The sequence below is a fragment of the Gordonia sihwensis NBRC 108236 genome (genome assembly GCF_000333035.1).
Lineage (GTDB): Bacteria > Actinomycetota > Actinomycetes > Mycobacteriales > Mycobacteriaceae > Gordonia > Gordonia sihwensis.
This window is the reverse complement of record NZ_BANU01000008.1, coordinates 85,687-99,588: the sequence shown is the minus strand read 5'-3', so window position 1 is coordinate 99,588 and position 13,902 is coordinate 85,687. Positions and strand designations below refer to the sequence as shown.

General features: G+C 68.3%; 20 protein-coding genes and 1 pseudogene. 14 read left to right on the top strand and 7 right to left on the bottom strand.

The genetic code is table 11. The features are described from left to right. Positions 1–150 precede the first annotated feature (150 nt). The 4 genes from GSI01S_RS06050 to GSI01S_RS06040 all read right to left on the bottom strand — a co-directional run bounded on the left by GSI01S_RS06050 (position 151) and on the right by GSI01S_RS06040 (position 2,497). The gene (locus tag GSI01S_RS06050; protein ID WP_006895585.1) at positions 151–1,416 is read right to left on the bottom strand and encodes a glycosyltransferase 87 family protein; all 1,266 of its coding nucleotides are present in this window, start codon (positions 1,414–1,416) and stop codon (positions 151–153) included. A 64-nt stretch (positions 1,417–1,480) separates the two neighbouring features. After that, a complete protein-coding gene (gene dtd / locus GSI01S_RS06045) occupies positions 1,481–1,933 on the bottom strand; it encodes a D-aminoacyl-tRNA deacylase (RefSeq protein ID WP_006895584.1) in 453 nt (150 codons plus the stop codon). A 1-nt stretch (position 1,934) separates the two neighbouring features. After that, entirely contained in the window at positions 1,935–2,099 is a 165-nt protein-coding gene (locus tag GSI01S_RS20060) for a hypothetical protein (protein WP_156150438.1), read from the bottom strand. Continuing rightward, entirely contained in the window at positions 2,096–2,497 is a 402-nt protein-coding gene (locus GSI01S_RS06040; protein WP_006895583.1) for a phage holin family protein, read from the bottom strand. The genes GSI01S_RS20060 and GSI01S_RS06040 overlap by 4 nt, the downstream gene beginning before the upstream one ends. Before the next feature lie 204 nt (positions 2,498–2,701). Between GSI01S_RS06040 and infA the strand changes: the two genes are divergently transcribed. From infA to truA, 8 genes and pseudogenes are all read left to right on the top strand, one after another. After that, positions 2,702–2,923, top strand: a complete 222-nt coding sequence (infA, locus tag GSI01S_RS06035; RefSeq protein WP_005187701.1) for a translation initiation factor IF-1 — start codon at positions 2,702–2,704, stop codon at positions 2,921–2,923. 107 nt (positions 2,924–3,030) lie between these two features. Continuing rightward, positions 3,031–3,144, top strand: a complete 114-nt coding sequence (gene rpmJ, locus GSI01S_RS06030; protein WP_009679193.1) for a 50S ribosomal protein L36 — start codon at positions 3,031–3,033, stop codon at positions 3,142–3,144. Positions 3,145–3,315: 171 nt separating this feature from the next. After that, a complete protein-coding gene (gene rpsM, locus GSI01S_RS06025) occupies positions 3,316–3,684 on the top strand; it encodes a 30S ribosomal protein S13 (RefSeq protein WP_006895582.1) in 369 nt (122 codons plus the stop codon). After that, positions 3,684–4,091 carry a 30S ribosomal protein S11 gene (rpsK, locus tag GSI01S_RS06020; protein ID WP_006895581.1) on the top strand — a complete coding sequence of 136 codons (408 nt, stop codon included), beginning with the start codon at positions 3,684–3,686 and terminating at the stop codon, positions 4,089–4,091. The genes rpsM and rpsK overlap by 1 nt, the downstream gene beginning before the upstream one ends. Positions 4,092–4,125: 34 nt before the next feature. Then, positions 4,126–4,731 carry a 30S ribosomal protein S4 gene (gene rpsD, locus GSI01S_RS06015; RefSeq protein WP_006895580.1) on the top strand — a complete coding sequence of 202 codons (606 nt, stop codon included), beginning with the start codon at positions 4,126–4,128 and terminating at the stop codon, positions 4,729–4,731. A gap of 98 nt (positions 4,732–4,829) precedes the next feature. After that, positions 4,830–5,882, top strand: a complete 1,053-nt coding sequence (locus GSI01S_RS06010; RefSeq protein ID WP_006895579.1) for a DNA-directed RNA polymerase subunit alpha — start codon at positions 4,830–4,832, stop codon at positions 5,880–5,882. An 80-nt stretch (positions 5,883–5,962) separates the two neighbouring features. Further along, positions 5,963–6,451 (top strand): annotated as a pseudogene (gene rplQ / locus GSI01S_RS06005) (50S ribosomal protein L17); the annotation flags it as partial. 60 nt (positions 6,452–6,511) lie between these two features. Beyond that, positions 6,512–7,399 (top strand): tRNA pseudouridine(38-40) synthase TruA, encoded by an 888-nt coding sequence (gene truA / locus GSI01S_RS06000; RefSeq protein WP_006895577.1) that lies wholly within the window; start codon positions 6,512–6,514, stop codon positions 7,397–7,399. A 16-nt stretch (positions 7,400–7,415) separates the two neighbouring features. On the opposite strand, the gene GSI01S_RS05995 is transcribed toward truA, so the two are convergent. Continuing rightward, entirely contained in the window at positions 7,416–8,633 is a 1,218-nt protein-coding gene (locus tag GSI01S_RS05995) for a MinD/ParA family ATP-binding protein (protein ID WP_231650025.1), read from the bottom strand. 243 nt (positions 8,634–8,876) lie between these two features. Here GSI01S_RS05995 and GSI01S_RS05990 point away from each other — a divergent pair, with 243 nt between their 5' ends. From GSI01S_RS05990 to GSI01S_RS05965, 6 genes are all read left to right on the top strand, one after another. Continuing rightward, positions 8,877–9,104 carry a hypothetical protein gene (locus GSI01S_RS05990; RefSeq protein WP_231650027.1) on the top strand — a complete coding sequence of 76 codons (228 nt, stop codon included), beginning with the start codon at positions 8,877–8,879 and terminating at the stop codon, positions 9,102–9,104. Continuing rightward, positions 9,101–9,466 (top strand): YbaB/EbfC family nucleoid-associated protein, encoded by a 366-nt coding sequence (locus GSI01S_RS05985; RefSeq protein ID WP_006895574.1) that lies wholly within the window; start codon positions 9,101–9,103, stop codon positions 9,464–9,466. The genes GSI01S_RS05990 and GSI01S_RS05985 overlap by 4 nt, the downstream gene beginning before the upstream one ends. A gap of 31 nt (positions 9,467–9,497) precedes the next feature. Next, on the top strand, positions 9,498–9,800 hold the full coding sequence (locus GSI01S_RS05980; protein WP_006895573.1) for a hypothetical protein: 303 nt from the start codon (positions 9,498–9,500) through the stop codon (positions 9,798–9,800). Continuing rightward, on the top strand, positions 9,797–11,176 hold the full coding sequence (locus GSI01S_RS05975) for a hypothetical protein (RefSeq protein ID WP_081598076.1): 1,380 nt from the start codon (positions 9,797–9,799) through the stop codon (positions 11,174–11,176). Before GSI01S_RS05980 ends, GSI01S_RS05975 begins: the two co-directional genes overlap by 4 nt. 39 nt (positions 11,177–11,215) lie before the next feature. Further along, positions 11,216–11,527, top strand: a complete 312-nt coding sequence (locus GSI01S_RS05970) for a WXG100 family type VII secretion target (RefSeq protein WP_006895571.1) — start codon at positions 11,216–11,218, stop codon at positions 11,525–11,527. Positions 11,528–11,638: 111 nt separating this feature from the next. After that, on the top strand, positions 11,639–11,935 hold the full coding sequence (locus GSI01S_RS05965) for a WXG100 family type VII secretion target (RefSeq protein ID WP_006895570.1): 297 nt from the start codon (positions 11,639–11,641) through the stop codon (positions 11,933–11,935). Positions 11,936–12,011: 76 nt separating this feature from the next. Here GSI01S_RS05965 and GSI01S_RS05960 read toward each other — a convergent pair whose 3' ends face one another. Together GSI01S_RS05960 and GSI01S_RS05955 are read right to left on the bottom strand one after the other, a co-directional pair. Further along, positions 12,012–12,668 carry a CE1759 family FMN reductase gene (locus tag GSI01S_RS05960; RefSeq protein ID WP_006895569.1) on the bottom strand — a complete coding sequence of 219 codons (657 nt, stop codon included), beginning with the start codon at positions 12,666–12,668 and terminating at the stop codon, positions 12,012–12,014. A 1-nt stretch (position 12,669) separates the two neighbouring features. Continuing rightward, positions 12,670–13,812: an LLM class flavin-dependent oxidoreductase gene (locus tag GSI01S_RS05955; RefSeq protein WP_006895568.1), complete on the bottom strand. Its 1,143-nt coding sequence runs from the start codon at positions 13,810–13,812 to the stop codon at positions 12,670–12,672. Positions 13,813–13,902 lie beyond the last annotated feature (90 nt).

The window sequence follows — 13,902 nt, the reverse complement described above, 5'->3', positions numbered from 1 at the left end:
TTCGGGTCGGCGGCACAGTCGTCTGGTCAGTGGTTTCGACACGCTCGGCGCCAGGGCGCCTCGCGGCTCAACCAGCGGGCGGGTGGGCACAGGCTCCGGTCTTTATCGCTGGTTGGGCGAGCGGTCCTGTCGCTGGTTGAGCGAGCGGTCCTATTGCTGGTTGAGCGAGCGCAGCGAGTCGAAACCCCCGTCACACCCGCTGCGACCGGCGTCGGCATCGCAGACCTCCACCGATGCGGTCGACCGCCAGCGCGCCGCACCGACGGCGAGCACGACGAAGGTGAACCACACGTACGCGTCGCCGACGATGCTCTGCCACCAACTCCAGCCGAGTTCGGTGTCGTGACCGCTCGGCAGGAGCCAGTGCGGGCCCACTGCGAAGATCACCGCCGCCAGAACGGTGGCGGCCACGAGCATCCCTCCGAAGCGTCTGGTCCAGATCGCGTAGACCGCGATCAGAAGCGCCGGCGCCACCCAGGTCCAGTGATGCGACCAGCTCACCGGGGACACGAGCAGTACCGCTGCGGCGTTGACCAGCAGCGCGGTGGCCTGCTGCCCGGCCGCCAGGAGGCGGCTCATCCAGACCGCGGCGAGCACGACGGCGACGACCGACAGGACGAGCCACGCGGCGGTCGAGACACTGTCGCTCATGCCGAACCGGAACACTGCGCCCTTGATCGACTGATTACCCGCGTAATAGGCCGCGCCGATGCGTTCGGTCTCGCCGAGAGTGTGAAACCAGTACTTCGCCGAATCGGCGGGCATCACGAGCCAGGCGACGGCGACGGCGCCGACCGTCCCCGCGACCATCGTCGCCGCCCCGCGCCAGTCGCGGCGAAGGAGGAAGTAGAGCAGGAAGCCTGCCGGCGTGAGTTTGATCGACACCGCGATGCCGATGAGGAGCCCGCGGGGCCACTTCGGATTCCGGCAGAGGACGTCGAAGGCGATCAGCGCCATCAGGACGGCGTTGATCTGTCCGTAGCTCAAGGTCTGCCTGACCGGTTCGACGAACTCGGCGATCGCGGTTGCGCCGATCACCAGTGTGGCGCGGTCGATTCGGTCCAGCTTCGGTGCGAGCCGAGCCAGGACCAACCAGAGCGTCAGTGCGACCGCCGTGAGGGTCAGCGCGAACATCACGGCGTCCGCGGCGAACGTCGGCAGCATCGCGAGCGGACTGAAGACGATCGCCGCCAGCGGGGGATAGGTGAACGGCAGGGCGTGCCCGTCCACCAGAGGCGTGGGGCCGTACAACGACTGACCGTCGAGCCACAGCCGTGCGCCCATCCGGTACACGTGCAGATCCAGGTAGCTCTGCCAGCGAATGCCGATGACCGTGCTCAGCGCGAGAAGCGCCACTGCCAGGCCGAGAAGGCGACCGTGCCGGGCGGTGATCGTTCGGCTCAGCGGGTTCGGCACCGCGTCAGCGTATCAGCGCCGCGGGGGAGTGGATCGAGCCGAGGCGGCGGGCGGTGTCGCCGATCTAGACGTCGAGGATCAGCGTCACCGGGCCGTCGTTGACCAGATCGACGTGCATGTGCGCGCCGAAGCGTCCGGTCTCGACGGTCGCGCCGAGCGCGCGCAGGGCGTCGACCACCTCGTCGACCAGTGGTTCGGCGACCGGACCCGGGGCGGCCGCACTCCACGACGGTCGCCGGCCCTTGTCGGTGTTCCCGTACAGCGTGAACTGGCTGATCACCAGGATCGGGGCGTTCAGATCCGCCGCCGAGGCCTCGCGGCGGTCGTCACCTCCGTCGAGGATCCGCAGACGCCAGATCTTGTCGGCGAGCTTGGCCGCGGCGGCCCGGTCGTCGTCGTGGGTGACGCCGACCAGTGCGACCAGACCGAGTGCCCCGCCGGACAGGTCGAGGGCGCCGACGGTCTCACCGTCGACGGTGACGGACGCGGAACTGACGCGCTGGATCACGGCCCGCATGTCAGAGCAACTCGTACACGCCGGACACCGATGCGCCGACCCGCCGTTGGCCCCCGGCGCCTGCCGAGGCTCCCATCGCCGCGACACCGAGGTCGATCCGCAGTCCATGGCAGCGCGCGGACGTCTCACCGAGGCCGCAGACTGCCACGGTGCGGCGCTCACTCACAGATTCTCGACGCTGTCGCGCATCACCATGGCCGTCAGCCATCCGACCACCGAGACGACGATCGCGCCGAAGATCGCCGCCCAGAAGAAGCTGTCCACCACGAGACCGTGGTGGAAGACGTTGTGGGTCAGCCAGCTCGTGATCTCCAGCATCAACGCGTTGATGATGATGTGGATGAGGCCGAGCGTGAGGATGTACAGCGGAATCGAGAGGATCTGGATGATCGGCTTGATGAAACCGTTCACGAGCCCGAAGACCACCGCGACGAAGAAGACGATGCCGACCTTCGCCCACCACGACTCGATGTCGCCGAACTCGAAGTGGACGCCGGGGACGATGACGGTGGCGATCCACAGGGCCACGCCGGTCAGGGCGCTGCGGATGAGGAATGCACGCATGCCTCCAGTGTGGCACGCCGTTTGGAACGAACGCCGCAACTGGCGTAGACTCGATCGTCGGTGCGTCGTGCGGTCACGCATGCCCACGCCCGGTGCCTCACAGCACCGGACCGGGGTGACCGTTCGATAACGCCACCGTAGCGGATAGACGAAGCTGGAGTCGGCGGACACGGTAAGGCCGGTCGCCGGAGAATCGCGGAGGATATGGCGAAGAAAGATGGGGCCATTGAGGTCGAGGGACGCGTAGTCGAGCCCCTGCCCAATGCGATGTTCCGCATTGAGCTGGAGAACGGACACAAGGTCCTCGCCCACATCAGTGGCAAGATGCGGCAGCATTACATCCGCATCCTGCCTGAGGATCGAGTCGTCGTGGAGCTCTCGCCCTACGACCTCGGCCGCGGACGCATCGTCTACCGGTACAAGTAACCCTCGTACGGGCGGTGCCGGAGCGATGCGTCGCTTCGTGGTGCCCGGACACCGTGCTGCCGAGTCCTACGGCGGCACGCCACAGGAGAACAAAGGGAGAAGCTGACGTGAAGGTCAAGCCGAGCGTCAAGCCGATCTGCGAGAAGTGCAAGGTGATCCGCCGTAACGGTCGGGTCATGGTGATCTGCGACAACCTGCGTCACAAGCAGCGTCAGGGCTGATCAGCTTCTTCAGGTCGCTTGAAGACACATAACTGAACATCGTTATCGAAGAACTCCCAGAACCAGCATTCGCAGACGCGCGGATGCCGACCCCCGGTGCAGAGGCCGGGGCCCGGCGCAGAGTCCGGGGCGGGCTGGGAGCAGACCTCTGAATATGTAAGGAATCGCCACATGGCACGTGTTGCAGGTGTGGATCTCCCCCGCGAGAAGCGGCTGGAGATCGCGCTCACCTACATCTACGGGGTGGGTCGCACCACCTCGAAGGAAATCCTCGCCGCCACCGGCCTCTCGGCCGATCTGCGCGCCAAGGACCTGACCGACGCAGACGTCGCGAAGCTCCGCGAGTACATCGAGTCCTCGGTCAAGGTCGAGGGTGACCTGCGCCGCGAGGTGCAGGCCGACATCCGTCGCAAGATCGAGATCGGCTGCTACCAGGGTCTGCGCCACCGTCGCGGCCTGCCGGTCCACGGTCAGCGCACCAAGACCAATGCCCGTACTCGTAAGGGCCCGAAGAAGACCATCGCCGGGAAGAAGAAGTAATGCCCCCCAAGTCACGTAGCGCAGGCCCGAAGAAGGGCACCCGTCGTCGCGACAAGAAGAACGTTCCGCTGGGCCACGCCCACATCAAGTCGACGTTCAACAACACCATCGTCTCGATCACCGACCCCGAGGGCAACGTGATCAGCTGGGCCAGCTCCGGCCACGTCGGCTTCAAGGGCTCGCGTAAGAGCACCCCGTTCGCCGCGCAGCTCGCTGCCGAGAACGCTGCCCGCAAAGCGCAGGAGAACGGTGTCAAGAAGGTCGATGTGTTCGTCAAGGGACCGGGTTCGGGTCGCGAGACCGCCATCCGGTCGCTGCAGGCCGCCGGCCTCGAGGTCGGCACCATTTCCGATGTGACCCCGCAGCCGCACAACGGCTGCCGTCCGCCCAAGCGGCGCCGGGTCTAGCGGGACCCGGAATAGAGACAGAAGGAAGTAGAACATGGCTCGCTATACCGGCCCCGCAACCAAGAAGTCCCGTCGTCTTCGCGTCGATCTGATCGGCGGAGACCAGGCGTACGAGCGTCGCCCGTACCCGCCCGGCCAGCACGGTCGCGCGCGGATCAAGGAGACCGAGTACCTGCTCCAGCTGCAGGAGAAGCAGAAGGCCCGCTTCACCTACGGCGTCATGGAGAAGCAGTTCCGCCGCTACTACGAGGAAGCCAACCGTCGCTCGGGCAAGACCGGCGACGTGCTGCTGCAGATCCTCGAGTCGCGTCTGGACAACGTCGTGTACCGCGCCGGACTGGCCCGGACTCGTCGTCAGGCCCGCCAGATGGTCAGCCACGGCCACTTCACCGTGAACGGTGTTCGCGTGGACGTGCCCAGCTACCGCGTCAGCCAGTACGACATCATCGACGTCCGTCCGAAGTCGCTGCAGACCACGCCGTTCCAGATCGCCAAGGAGACCCTGGGCGATCGTCCGACCCCGGCCTGGCTGCAGGTGGTTCCGTCGACTCTGCGCATCCTCGTGCACTCGCTGCCCGAGCGCGCACAGATCGAGGTTCCGCTCACCGAGCAGCTCATCGTCGAGTACTACTCCAAGTAGTCTCACCCGAGCTTTCGCGAAACCTACTGAGCAGCATCAGCTGCCCGGTCCACCTCGACGCCGTCAAATAGTGGGCGGCCGAAGGAGAATCCCACCACATGCTCATCTCACAGCGACCCACTCTGTCCGAAGAGGTCATCGCCGAGAACCGCTCGAAGTTCACCATCGAACCCCTCGAGCCGGGCTTCGGCTACACCTTGGGCAACTCGCTGCGGCGCACGCTGCTGTCGTCCATCCCGGGCGCGGCGGTCACCAGCATCCGCATCGACGGTGTCCTGCACGAGTTCACCACCGTTCCCGGCGTGAAGGAGGATGTCACCAACATCATCCTGAACCTCAAGGGACTGGTCGTGAGCTCCGAAGAGGACGAGCCGGTCACCATGTACGTCCGTAAGCAGGGCCCGGGCACCGTGACCGGTGCGGACATCGTTCCGCCCGCCGGCGTCACCGTGCACAACCCGGACCTGCACATCGCGACCCTCAACGACAAGGGCAAGCTCGAGATCGAGCTGGTCGTCGAGCGGGGCCGCGGTTACGTGCCGGCCGTGCAGAACAAGGCCACCGGCGCCGAGATCGGCCGCATCCCGGTCGACTCGATCTACTCGCCGGTCCTGAAGGTGACCTACAAGGTCGAGGCCACCCGTGTCGAGCAGCGCACCGACTTCGATCGGCTGGTGCTCGACGTGGAGACCAAGAACTCCATGACCGCGCGTGACGCCCTGGCGTCGGCCGGCAAGACCCTGGTCGAGCTCTTCGGCCTGGCTCGGGAGCTCAACGTCGAGGCCGAGGGCATCGAGATCGGCCCGTCGCCGCAGGAGGCGGATCACATCGCCGCGTTCAGCCTGCCGATCGAGGATCTCGAGCTGACCGTCCGTTCGTACAACTGCCTCAAGCGCGAGGGTGTCCACACCGTCGGCGAGCTGGTTGCGCGCACCGAGTCGGATCTGCTCGACATCCGTAACTTCGGCCAGAAGTCGATCGACGAGGTCAAGGTGAAGCTGCACAGCCTGGGTCTGGCCCTCAAGGACAGCCCGGCGAGCTTCGACCCGTCGCAGGTCGCCGGCTACGACCCGGCCACCGGCACCTGGTCCGATGATGCGTCGTTCGGCGACGACGGTGGCGAGGATTACGCCGAGACCGAGCAGCTGTAGGGCTCGCAAAGAACCACCTGGTTTTTCCAGACCAACGGACTTCCGGTCGCGAGATCGTGAGTCGCTCCTAGGAGAAAGACATGCCCAAGCCCACCAAGGGTGCCCGCCTCGGCGGGTCGGCCAGCCACCAGAAGGCGATCCTGGCGAACCTCGCCACGGCTCTCTTCGAGCACGGCCGAATCACCACCACCGAAGCCAAGGCGAAGCGGCTGCGTCCGTACGCCGAGAAGCTGATCACCCACGCGAAGGCCGGCCAGCTGGCCAACCGTCGCGAGGTCATGAAGGACATCCGCGACAAGGATGTCGTTCACACCCTGTTCGCCGAGATCGGCCCGCACTTCGCGGAGCGCAACGGCGGATACACCCGCATCATCAAGACGCTGCCGCGCAAGGGTGACAACGCCCCGATGGCCGTGATCGAGCTGGTGCAGGAGAAGACGGCGTCGTCGGAGGCCAACCGTGCCACCCGCGCCGCCGCGTCCAAGGCCAAGGCGGCCGAGGAGGCTGCTCCGGCAGAAGCCGCTGACGAGGCTCCGGCCGACGAGGCCGCTGCCGACGAGGCACAGGACCAGTAGCCGCTTCGCTCGCCGGTGACCTGACGGTCGCCGCCGAGCGAGAGGTGACACTCCATGACGACACAGCCCGTCCCCATCATCGATGGGGACGGGCTGTGTCGTCTTCGGCTGCTGATCGGCTACGACGGCACCGACTTCTCCGGCTGGGCCACGCAGCCCGGTCGACGGACGGTCTGCGAGAGTCTCGAGCAGATGCTGAGCACCGTGCTCCGCGCGCCGATTCGGCTGACTGTCGCGGGCCGGACCGACGCCGGTGTCCACGCCGCCGGGCAGGTGGCGCACTGCGACGTCCCCGTCGCGTCGTTGCAGACCAGGTCCATCGACGGGGACCCGTCGCGACTGGTTCGCAGGCTCGCCAAGATGCTCCCGGACGATGTACGGGTGAAGCGGATCGAGACCGTTTCCGCAGACTTCGATGCGCGTTTCTCCGCACTGGCGCGCACGTACGAATACCGGCTCACCGACGCCGCGTGGGGCGCCGAGCCGACCCTCGCCCGCACCACCGCCGATTGGACCCGGCCCCTGGACGTCGAGGCCATGAACGCGGCCTCGGCGGCTTTGGTCGGGCTCAATGACTTCGCGGCCTTCTGCCGCTACCGGCCGGGCTCCACCACCATCCGCGAACTCCAGCGCTTCAGTTGGCGGCGAGACGGCGACGTGCTGGTCGGCACCGTGGTGGCCGACGCCTTCTGCTGGTCGATGGTCCGGTCCCTCGTGGGCGCGGTGGCCTCGGTCGGCGACGGTCGCCGCGGCGTCGACTGGTGTGCCGGGCTGTTGTCTGAGCGCGCACGCTCCGCGCAGGTGCCCGTGGCGCAGGCCCGTGGCCTGTGCCTGATGAGCGTGAGCTACCCGCCGCCCGAGGAGTGGGCGGCGCGCAACGAACGGACGCGGGACGTCCGCGACGCCGGTGATCTCGGGTGTGCGGGTCCGGTCGTGGAGTAGTCCGCCGCGCCCTCGGTCACCCGCCGGTTCTGCGCCGCGGGGGATTGGCGAAGTCGTCGGCGATGGTGGCGGCCAGTTCGACGAACGACCGGCGGGTGGACTTGCTGAGGAGTTCCAGATCGATGTCGGCGCCTTCGGCGAGGTGATCGTCGAATCCGATGGTGTGTACCGCCCGGCAGCGGGTCAGGAAGTGTTGTGCGAGCTGGTCGACGTCGATGGTCGACGAACCCGGTCGGGATGAGCTGAGCACCACCACGCTGTGCGGGATGAGGTGGCCGTAGCCGTGTCCGGCCAGCCAGTCCAGCGTGGAACCGGCGCTGCGTGCTCCGTCGAGTGCGGGAGAGGAGACCAGGACCAGAGCGTCGGCGGTGTCGAGGACGCCGCGCATGGCGTCGGCGCTCATTCCGGTGCCGCAATCGGTGAGGATCACGTTGTAGAAGCGCTGGAGAATGTCGACGACGCCGCGGTACTCCCGTTCGCTGAACGCCTCGGCGGCAGCGGGGTCGCGTTCTGAGGCCAGCACTTCGAGCCGGCTGGGGGCTTGCGAGGTGTGCGCCCGGACATCGGAGTACCGGTGCACCGCGGTGTCGGCGAGCAGGTCGCGGACGGTGCAGGCGGTCTGCTGCGGAATGCGCTGCGCGAGGGTTCCGAGATCCGGATTGGCGTCCACCGCGATCACCCGGTCGCCGCGGAGCGATGCGAACGTGGAACCGAGTCCGATCGTCGTGGTGGTCTTGCCCACGCCGCCCTTCAACGACAGCACCGCGATGCGGTAGTCGCCGCGAATCGGGCGCCGGAGTCGTTCCAGCAGCTGCTGGTACTCGATTTCGGCGGGCGACTCGCCGGGGTTCACCAACCCGGCGGTCACCGCGTGCACGGCGCGCCGCCATCCGCGCACGGGGGCACGCCGTGCCTTGCGCAGGATCGCGACTTGATCCAGGGCTGGACCGGCGGGCGGGAGCGGTGCGGCCGGGACGAACGCGCTGACGGGCGGCGCGAGCGGCGCGGGTGCCGGTGGCACCGGATACGGCATCGGTGCGGGATGGACCGTCGCGTCGATCTCCGGTGCGGCGCGCAGCGGTGCAGCCTCATCGGGCTCTGCGGAGGCGTGCTCTGCGGAGACGGGCGGCGAGAGACCGATGATCGCGGACAGATCGATGTCCGGCCGCGGTTCGTGCGGCTGATGGTCGAGCCAGGGCGGAGTGTCGCTCATCTGGACTTCTGATGGTGTCATGTGTCCCCCTCGGGTCGCTCGCAGCGACGATGCTGCGGTCGGGGTGGAACGTTAGACGTCGCCGACCCAGACACGCCCGCGTTCGAATCGATGGAACCGAAAACGAGTCACGCGCGTCTAAGTCACATGGCAGAAGAGAATCGACATCAGGGTTCCGACACGGAACCGGCGGGGCTGACCACTGTCGCATCGAGATCCGGGGCCATCTCCGTCACGTGCACGGCCGCGGGACTGCCGGTGGGGATGACTATTTCGTCTCGGGCGATGCGGCGGTCTCCGGCGGCACTGGCGCGCGAGATCATGGCGCTGTGCACCCTCGCGAGCACGACCGCGGGAGTGCAGGCCAGGCACCGGTTGCGGGGGCGCGGTGTCGATGAGGAGGCACTCGATCTGCTCGGGCTGCCGTCACGCAAGGAGCTGGTGAACGCCGAGGCGGCAGCGGATGCCTCGAGTGCAGGACGGAATCGGTGAACCCCGAGATGGACGCCGTCGCCGATCGGGCGCAGCGGCAGCTGGGGGCGCTGGAGGACGTGCACCGGAGACTGCAGCAACTGCGCGCGACCGGAGTCGGCGACGACGGTCGCGTGCGCGTGACGGTGAACGGCAACGGAGCCCTCATCGAGTTGGAGATCGCCGCCGGCGCCGGCGGCGGAAAGGGCGCACGACTGTCGGAGGAGATCGTGGGTGCGGCAGTGCGCGCGGCGACGGATGCCTTCGCCGAGCGCAGCGAGATCATGCAGTCGTTCTGCGGCGAGTTCGCCGCACTGACCGGAGTCGACGACTCCGGCGCGGCGGTGGAACCGAACCGGGATCCGGTGCGTCCAATTACATGAGGGCTCGATTCTTCAAGCATCAGGGGGAGACGTGAACGAGACGATGGTGCACCCGGAAGCGGTGCAGACGTTCGGCGCCACATCGGCGGCGCTGGGAACGGCGACGGCCACTGCCGGAGCGTTCGACGCGGCGGCGGTGGGGGCCGCAGTGACGGCGGTATTCGGTCTGATCGGGCAGGAGTTCGCCGCCGCCTACTCGGTGGCACAGGCCAATCACCTCCGCGGAGTCGGGCTTCTCGCCGCCGCGCATGCGGCGACCGCAGCCGCGGTGTCGGCCGGAATCGCCTCGTTCTCCGACGCCGACGGCACCGGTGCCTGCGGGGTCCGAGTGTGAGCCGGCACCGAACCTCCGACGATGCGGGGCCGGCGTCCGGACCGGCTGCCCACACGTGCGGGAGCCCCGAGGTGGCCACCGCGGCGGACTGCGGGGCGGGGGACGTGCTCGCGAGATTCGGGATCGCGCCGGTTCAGGCACCGTTGAACGTGCACCTGCCGGCGAGCCTTCCCGAGTTGCCGGTGCTGCCCGCGATCGATCCGGCGATGTTGCTGAAGCCGATCACCGATCTGCTCGCGACATTCGGTACCGGAAGGCTCGGCGGAATCGGGGACCCCGCAGCCGCCCACAGCGATCTCGCCGGCCTGCTCGACGGCGGCGTGACGCTGCTGCTCAACGCTGCCCGTTCGGTGGATGGCGGATGGGTGGGACAGGCTGCGACATCGGCGGTCACGGCTGCGTCGCGGGCGGCGTCGGAGTCCGGCATGCTGGCGACGCAGGGAGCGGCGATCTCTGCCGATCTGCAGGCCGCGGCAGCGGTGGTGGCCGCCGGTCTGACTCAACTGCAGGGAGTAGTGGTGAAGACGGCAGGGGCGCTCGCCGCCGCACTGCCGACGCTGGCGACCCCGCCCGGGCAGCTCGCGGCGCTCGGGATCGCGGCGGAGGGGCTGGCAGAGGGGCTCTCGGTGGTCGCGGCCACTCGCACTCAGCTGGCCGGTCCCACGGCGCACATGGCGGCGAACGGCAGGCCGATACCGGTCACCGCGGTGCCGGGGCCGGGCGGCGACGGATTCGCGGTGGCGGCGAAACTGCTGGAGTCGGCGCTCCCGATGGTCCAGGCGGGAACGACGCTCGCTACGAAGCTCTTGGCGGGTACGGGGTCGGACGGCGCACCGGAGGTCCCGGCTCCGAACCCGAACCACCGGGATGCGCTCGGAACCCCCGCTGCCGTGCCCGCACCCTGTCCGTCGGCCTGCGACCGCGGACCGACGACGCCCGGGGCAGCGTCGGCCGGATCATCCGGTGCTGGAGCGCCGGCGGTCGGAGGCGCGGGTGCCGGTGGACCGGCGGTCAGACCGGCAGCCTCCGTTCCCGGCGCCGCTCCGAGTGCGATGACCGCCTCGGTCGCCGCGGAACCGGTGTCGCTGGCCGATCGGCCCATGACCACCAACGCCGCGGTGGTCGGGGCAGCACAGGCGACTGTGTCAACGGACTCGGCGGCGGCGCCCGCCGTGCCGCTGGCACCGGTCGTGCCGGCCACGGCACGTCAGTCCGCGGACGGACCGCGGATCGTGCCCGCCGCCGTAGCGCCTGAGCCCGCTAGCAGCGAGGCGGTGGACCGGGACTGGCTCACGGCCATGACCGCGGAGTCGCTTGACTTCGACGTGGCGCTGGAGTTGGGACTGGGCGGCCAGAAGCTCGCCGGATCGGTGTGATCCGGGGATCGAGAAGAACACCAAGGAAAGGACTGCGACATGCAGGCTCTCAAACTCGACGTCGCCGCCGGACAGGCCTCGGCGGCGTCGATCAAAGGAGTGGTGGACGAGATGCAGCGCATCGTCGGCCAGATCCAGAAGTCGGCGGTGAACGGCAAGTCGGGCTGGGACGGCAAGGCGTCCACCGCGTTCGAGACCACGCATACCGATTGGCACGGGGTCGCGACCAAACTGCAGGGCGCGCTGGACGAGATCGAGTCGAAGCTGACCGCCGGCTTCCGCGGTTACGACGACGAAGACGTGACGGTGGCGGGCCAGCTCACCGGCCTGCAGGGACATCTGTCGTTGTAGCGGGGCCGCCGCGGGGGAGCGGTGGCGCGGCTCGCTCGTCGCAGACGCACGAGCTCGACGCGCATATCTTCGACTGACACATCCGATTCAACACACTCACAGGGGGATGACATGAGCAACGGACTCATTCGGTACGACTTCGCAAGTCTCGGAACGCTTTCGGGCGACCTGCGTGGACAGTTTCAGCGGTTGGAAGAGCTGTCGGGTCAGCTCAAGCGCCAGGTGACGGCGCTCGCCGCGCACTGGGACTCGGGAGGCGCCGCGTCGTACCAGCAGGCGCAGGGCAACTGGGATCGGATCTTCGCCGACGCGCGCGCTCGGCTCGACTCGCTCGGCACGGGAGTCGCGAAGGCCGCCACGCATATGCGGGAGACCGACGTCCGGGTGGGCAAGACCTTCGCGGTGTGAGACACGGTCGCCCCGGGCGGCAGCCGCATCGGCTGCCACCCGGGGCGGACACCGAGCGAGGACGGTGCCTGATCGGTCAGTCTCCGGTGTGGCCTCGCAACAGCTCGGCGAAGGGAGTCACCTCGCCGAGGTCGTTCGCCCCCGCCGATCGACGCGGCCGGGTCTCGAGGTCGGTGGGGCCGCCGAATCCGGCGACCGCGGACGCACCGACGAGCCGCTGTGCCAGCTCGCCGGCGGCGCGGTGGACTCGGTCGCCGAGCTCGCTGCTGCCGAAGTCCTCGGTGGCGGCGAAGACCGCGGTCGGCACCGTGTCGGCCCGCAGGTAGCTCATCAGCGGGCGCACGGCGTGATCGAGGACCAGACTGTGCCGCGGAGTGCCCGCCGTTGCTGCCACCAGCACCGGGACGCCGGTCATCGCGTCGGGGTCGAGCAGGTCGAAGAACATCTTGAACAGTCCGCTGTAGGAGGCGGTGAAGACCGGGGTCACGGCGACGATGCCGTCGGCGGCGGCTACCTCGTCACGGGCGGCGCTAACCTCCGCTGTCGCGACACCGGTGGTCACCGTGGTGGCCAGACCGGCGGCGAGCGGCGCCAGCTCCAGAACCCGCACGTCGACGCTCTCGCCCCGGGCGGTCACTCCCGCGGTGACGGCGTCGGCGATCTGGTCGGCCAGGAGCCGCGTGGACGACGGCGTCGAGACGCCGGCGCTGATCACGAGGAGACGTCGCGCCATCTCAGTTCTCTCCCTTCGCCGCCGCGGTCGCGACGGATGCGGCCGGAGCGACCCGGCGGTGCGGTGAGCCCGGGCCGGCGGCCACCAAAGACTCGTGGGTGGGCGGATCGGAGGGCACGTGGGCGGGTCGGCGGCGGTCGAATTCCGCACGCAGGACCGGCACCACCTGAGTGCCCAGGATCTCGATCTGCTCGAGCACCTGCGGCAGGGGAAGTCCGGCGTGGTCGACGAGGAACAGCTGCCGCTGGTAGTCGCCCGCGTAGTCGGCGAATGAGAGGGTCTTGTCGATCACCATCTCCGGCGTGCCGACGGTCAGCGGGGTCATGTCGGTGAAGTCTTCGAGCGACGGACCGTGGCCGTACACGGGCGCGTTGTCGAAGTAGGGACGGAACCGGCGTTTGGCCTCGTTCTCGGTGTCCGCCATGAAGACCTGACCGCCGAGACCGACGATGGCCTGATCGGCGGAACCGTGGCCGTAGTGCTCGAAACGGCGACGGTACAGGTTCACCATCTGCTCGGTGTGCTCCTTGTTCCAGAAGATGTTGTTGTGGAAGAAGCCGTCGCCGTAGAACGCGGCCTGCTCGGCGATCTCCGGGGAGCGGATGGAGCCGTGCCATACGAACGGCGGAGTGTCGTCGAGGGGAGCGGGTGTGGAGGTGTAGCCCTGCAGCGGCGTCCGGAACCGGCCCTCCCAGTCGATGTTCTTCTCCCGCCACAGGCGCCGGAGGAGGTGATAGTTCTCGACGGCGAGGGGGATGCCCTGCCGGATGTCCTTGCCGAACCACGGGTACACCGGACCGGTGTTGCCGCGACCGAGTGTCAGGTCCGCCCGGCCCCCGGACAGGTGCTGAAGCATCGCGAAGTCCTCGGCGATCTTGACCGGGTCGTTCGTGGTGATGAGCGTGGTCGCGGTCGACAGCCGCAGTTTCTCGGTGCGAGCCGCTATCCAGCCGAGCATGGTGGTCGGCGAACTGGGGACGAACGGCGGGTTGTGGTGCTCACCCGTGGCGAACACGTCCAGACCGACCTCCTCGGCCTTCAGGGCGATAGCGGTCATCGCCTGAATCCGCTCGTGTTCGCTGACCGTGGTGCCGGTGGTGGGGTCGGTGGTCACGTCACCGACGCTGAAGATTCCGAACTGCATCGAACGCTTCCTTCCTGGTGGGTCCGCTCGCCGCGGCTTTCACACAGAGTAACCGGACCGTGGTCCGGTTAATTCCCGGCCCTCGTTCCG

Excerpts from the sequence above, each read along its gene's own strand:
- dtd (WP_006895584.1), bottom strand. The coding sequence starts at position 1,933 with ATGCGGGCCGTGATCCAGCGCGTCAGTTCCGCGTCCGTCACCGTCGAC.
- GSI01S_RS06040 (WP_006895583.1), bottom strand. The coding sequence starts at position 2,497 with ATGCGTGCATTCCTCATCCGCAGCGCCCTGACCGGCGTGGCCCTGTGG.
- infA (WP_005187701.1), top strand. The coding sequence starts at position 2,702 with ATGGCGAAGAAAGATGGGGCCATTGAGGTCGAGGGACGCGTAGTCGAG.
- rpsM (WP_006895582.1), top strand. The coding sequence starts at position 3,316 with ATGGCACGTGTTGCAGGTGTGGATCTCCCCCGCGAGAAGCGGCTGGAG.
- rpsK (WP_006895581.1), top strand. The coding sequence starts at position 3,684 with ATGCCCCCCAAGTCACGTAGCGCAGGCCCGAAGAAGGGCACCCGTCGT.
- rpsD (WP_006895580.1), top strand. The coding sequence starts at position 4,126 with ATGGCTCGCTATACCGGCCCCGCAACCAAGAAGTCCCGTCGTCTTCGC.
- GSI01S_RS06010 (WP_006895579.1), top strand. The coding sequence starts at position 4,830 with ATGCTCATCTCACAGCGACCCACTCTGTCCGAAGAGGTCATCGCCGAG.
- truA (WP_006895577.1), top strand. The coding sequence starts at position 6,512 with ATGACGACACAGCCCGTCCCCATCATCGATGGGGACGGGCTGTGTCGT.
- GSI01S_RS05995 (WP_231650025.1), bottom strand. The coding sequence starts at position 8,633 with ATGACACCATCAGAAGTCCAGATGAGCGACACTCCGCCCTGGCTCGAC.
- GSI01S_RS05990 (WP_231650027.1), top strand. The coding sequence starts at position 8,877 with ATGACTATTTCGTCTCGGGCGATGCGGCGGTCTCCGGCGGCACTGGCG.
- GSI01S_RS05970 (WP_006895571.1), top strand. The coding sequence starts at position 11,216 with ATGCAGGCTCTCAAACTCGACGTCGCCGCCGGACAGGCCTCGGCGGCG.
- GSI01S_RS05965 (WP_006895570.1), top strand. The coding sequence starts at position 11,639 with ATGAGCAACGGACTCATTCGGTACGACTTCGCAAGTCTCGGAACGCTT.
- GSI01S_RS05960 (WP_006895569.1), bottom strand. The coding sequence starts at position 12,668 with ATGGCGCGACGTCTCCTCGTGATCAGCGCCGGCGTCTCGACGCCGTCG.
- GSI01S_RS05955 (WP_006895568.1), bottom strand. The coding sequence starts at position 13,812 with ATGCAGTTCGGAATCTTCAGCGTCGGTGACGTGACCACCGACCCCACC.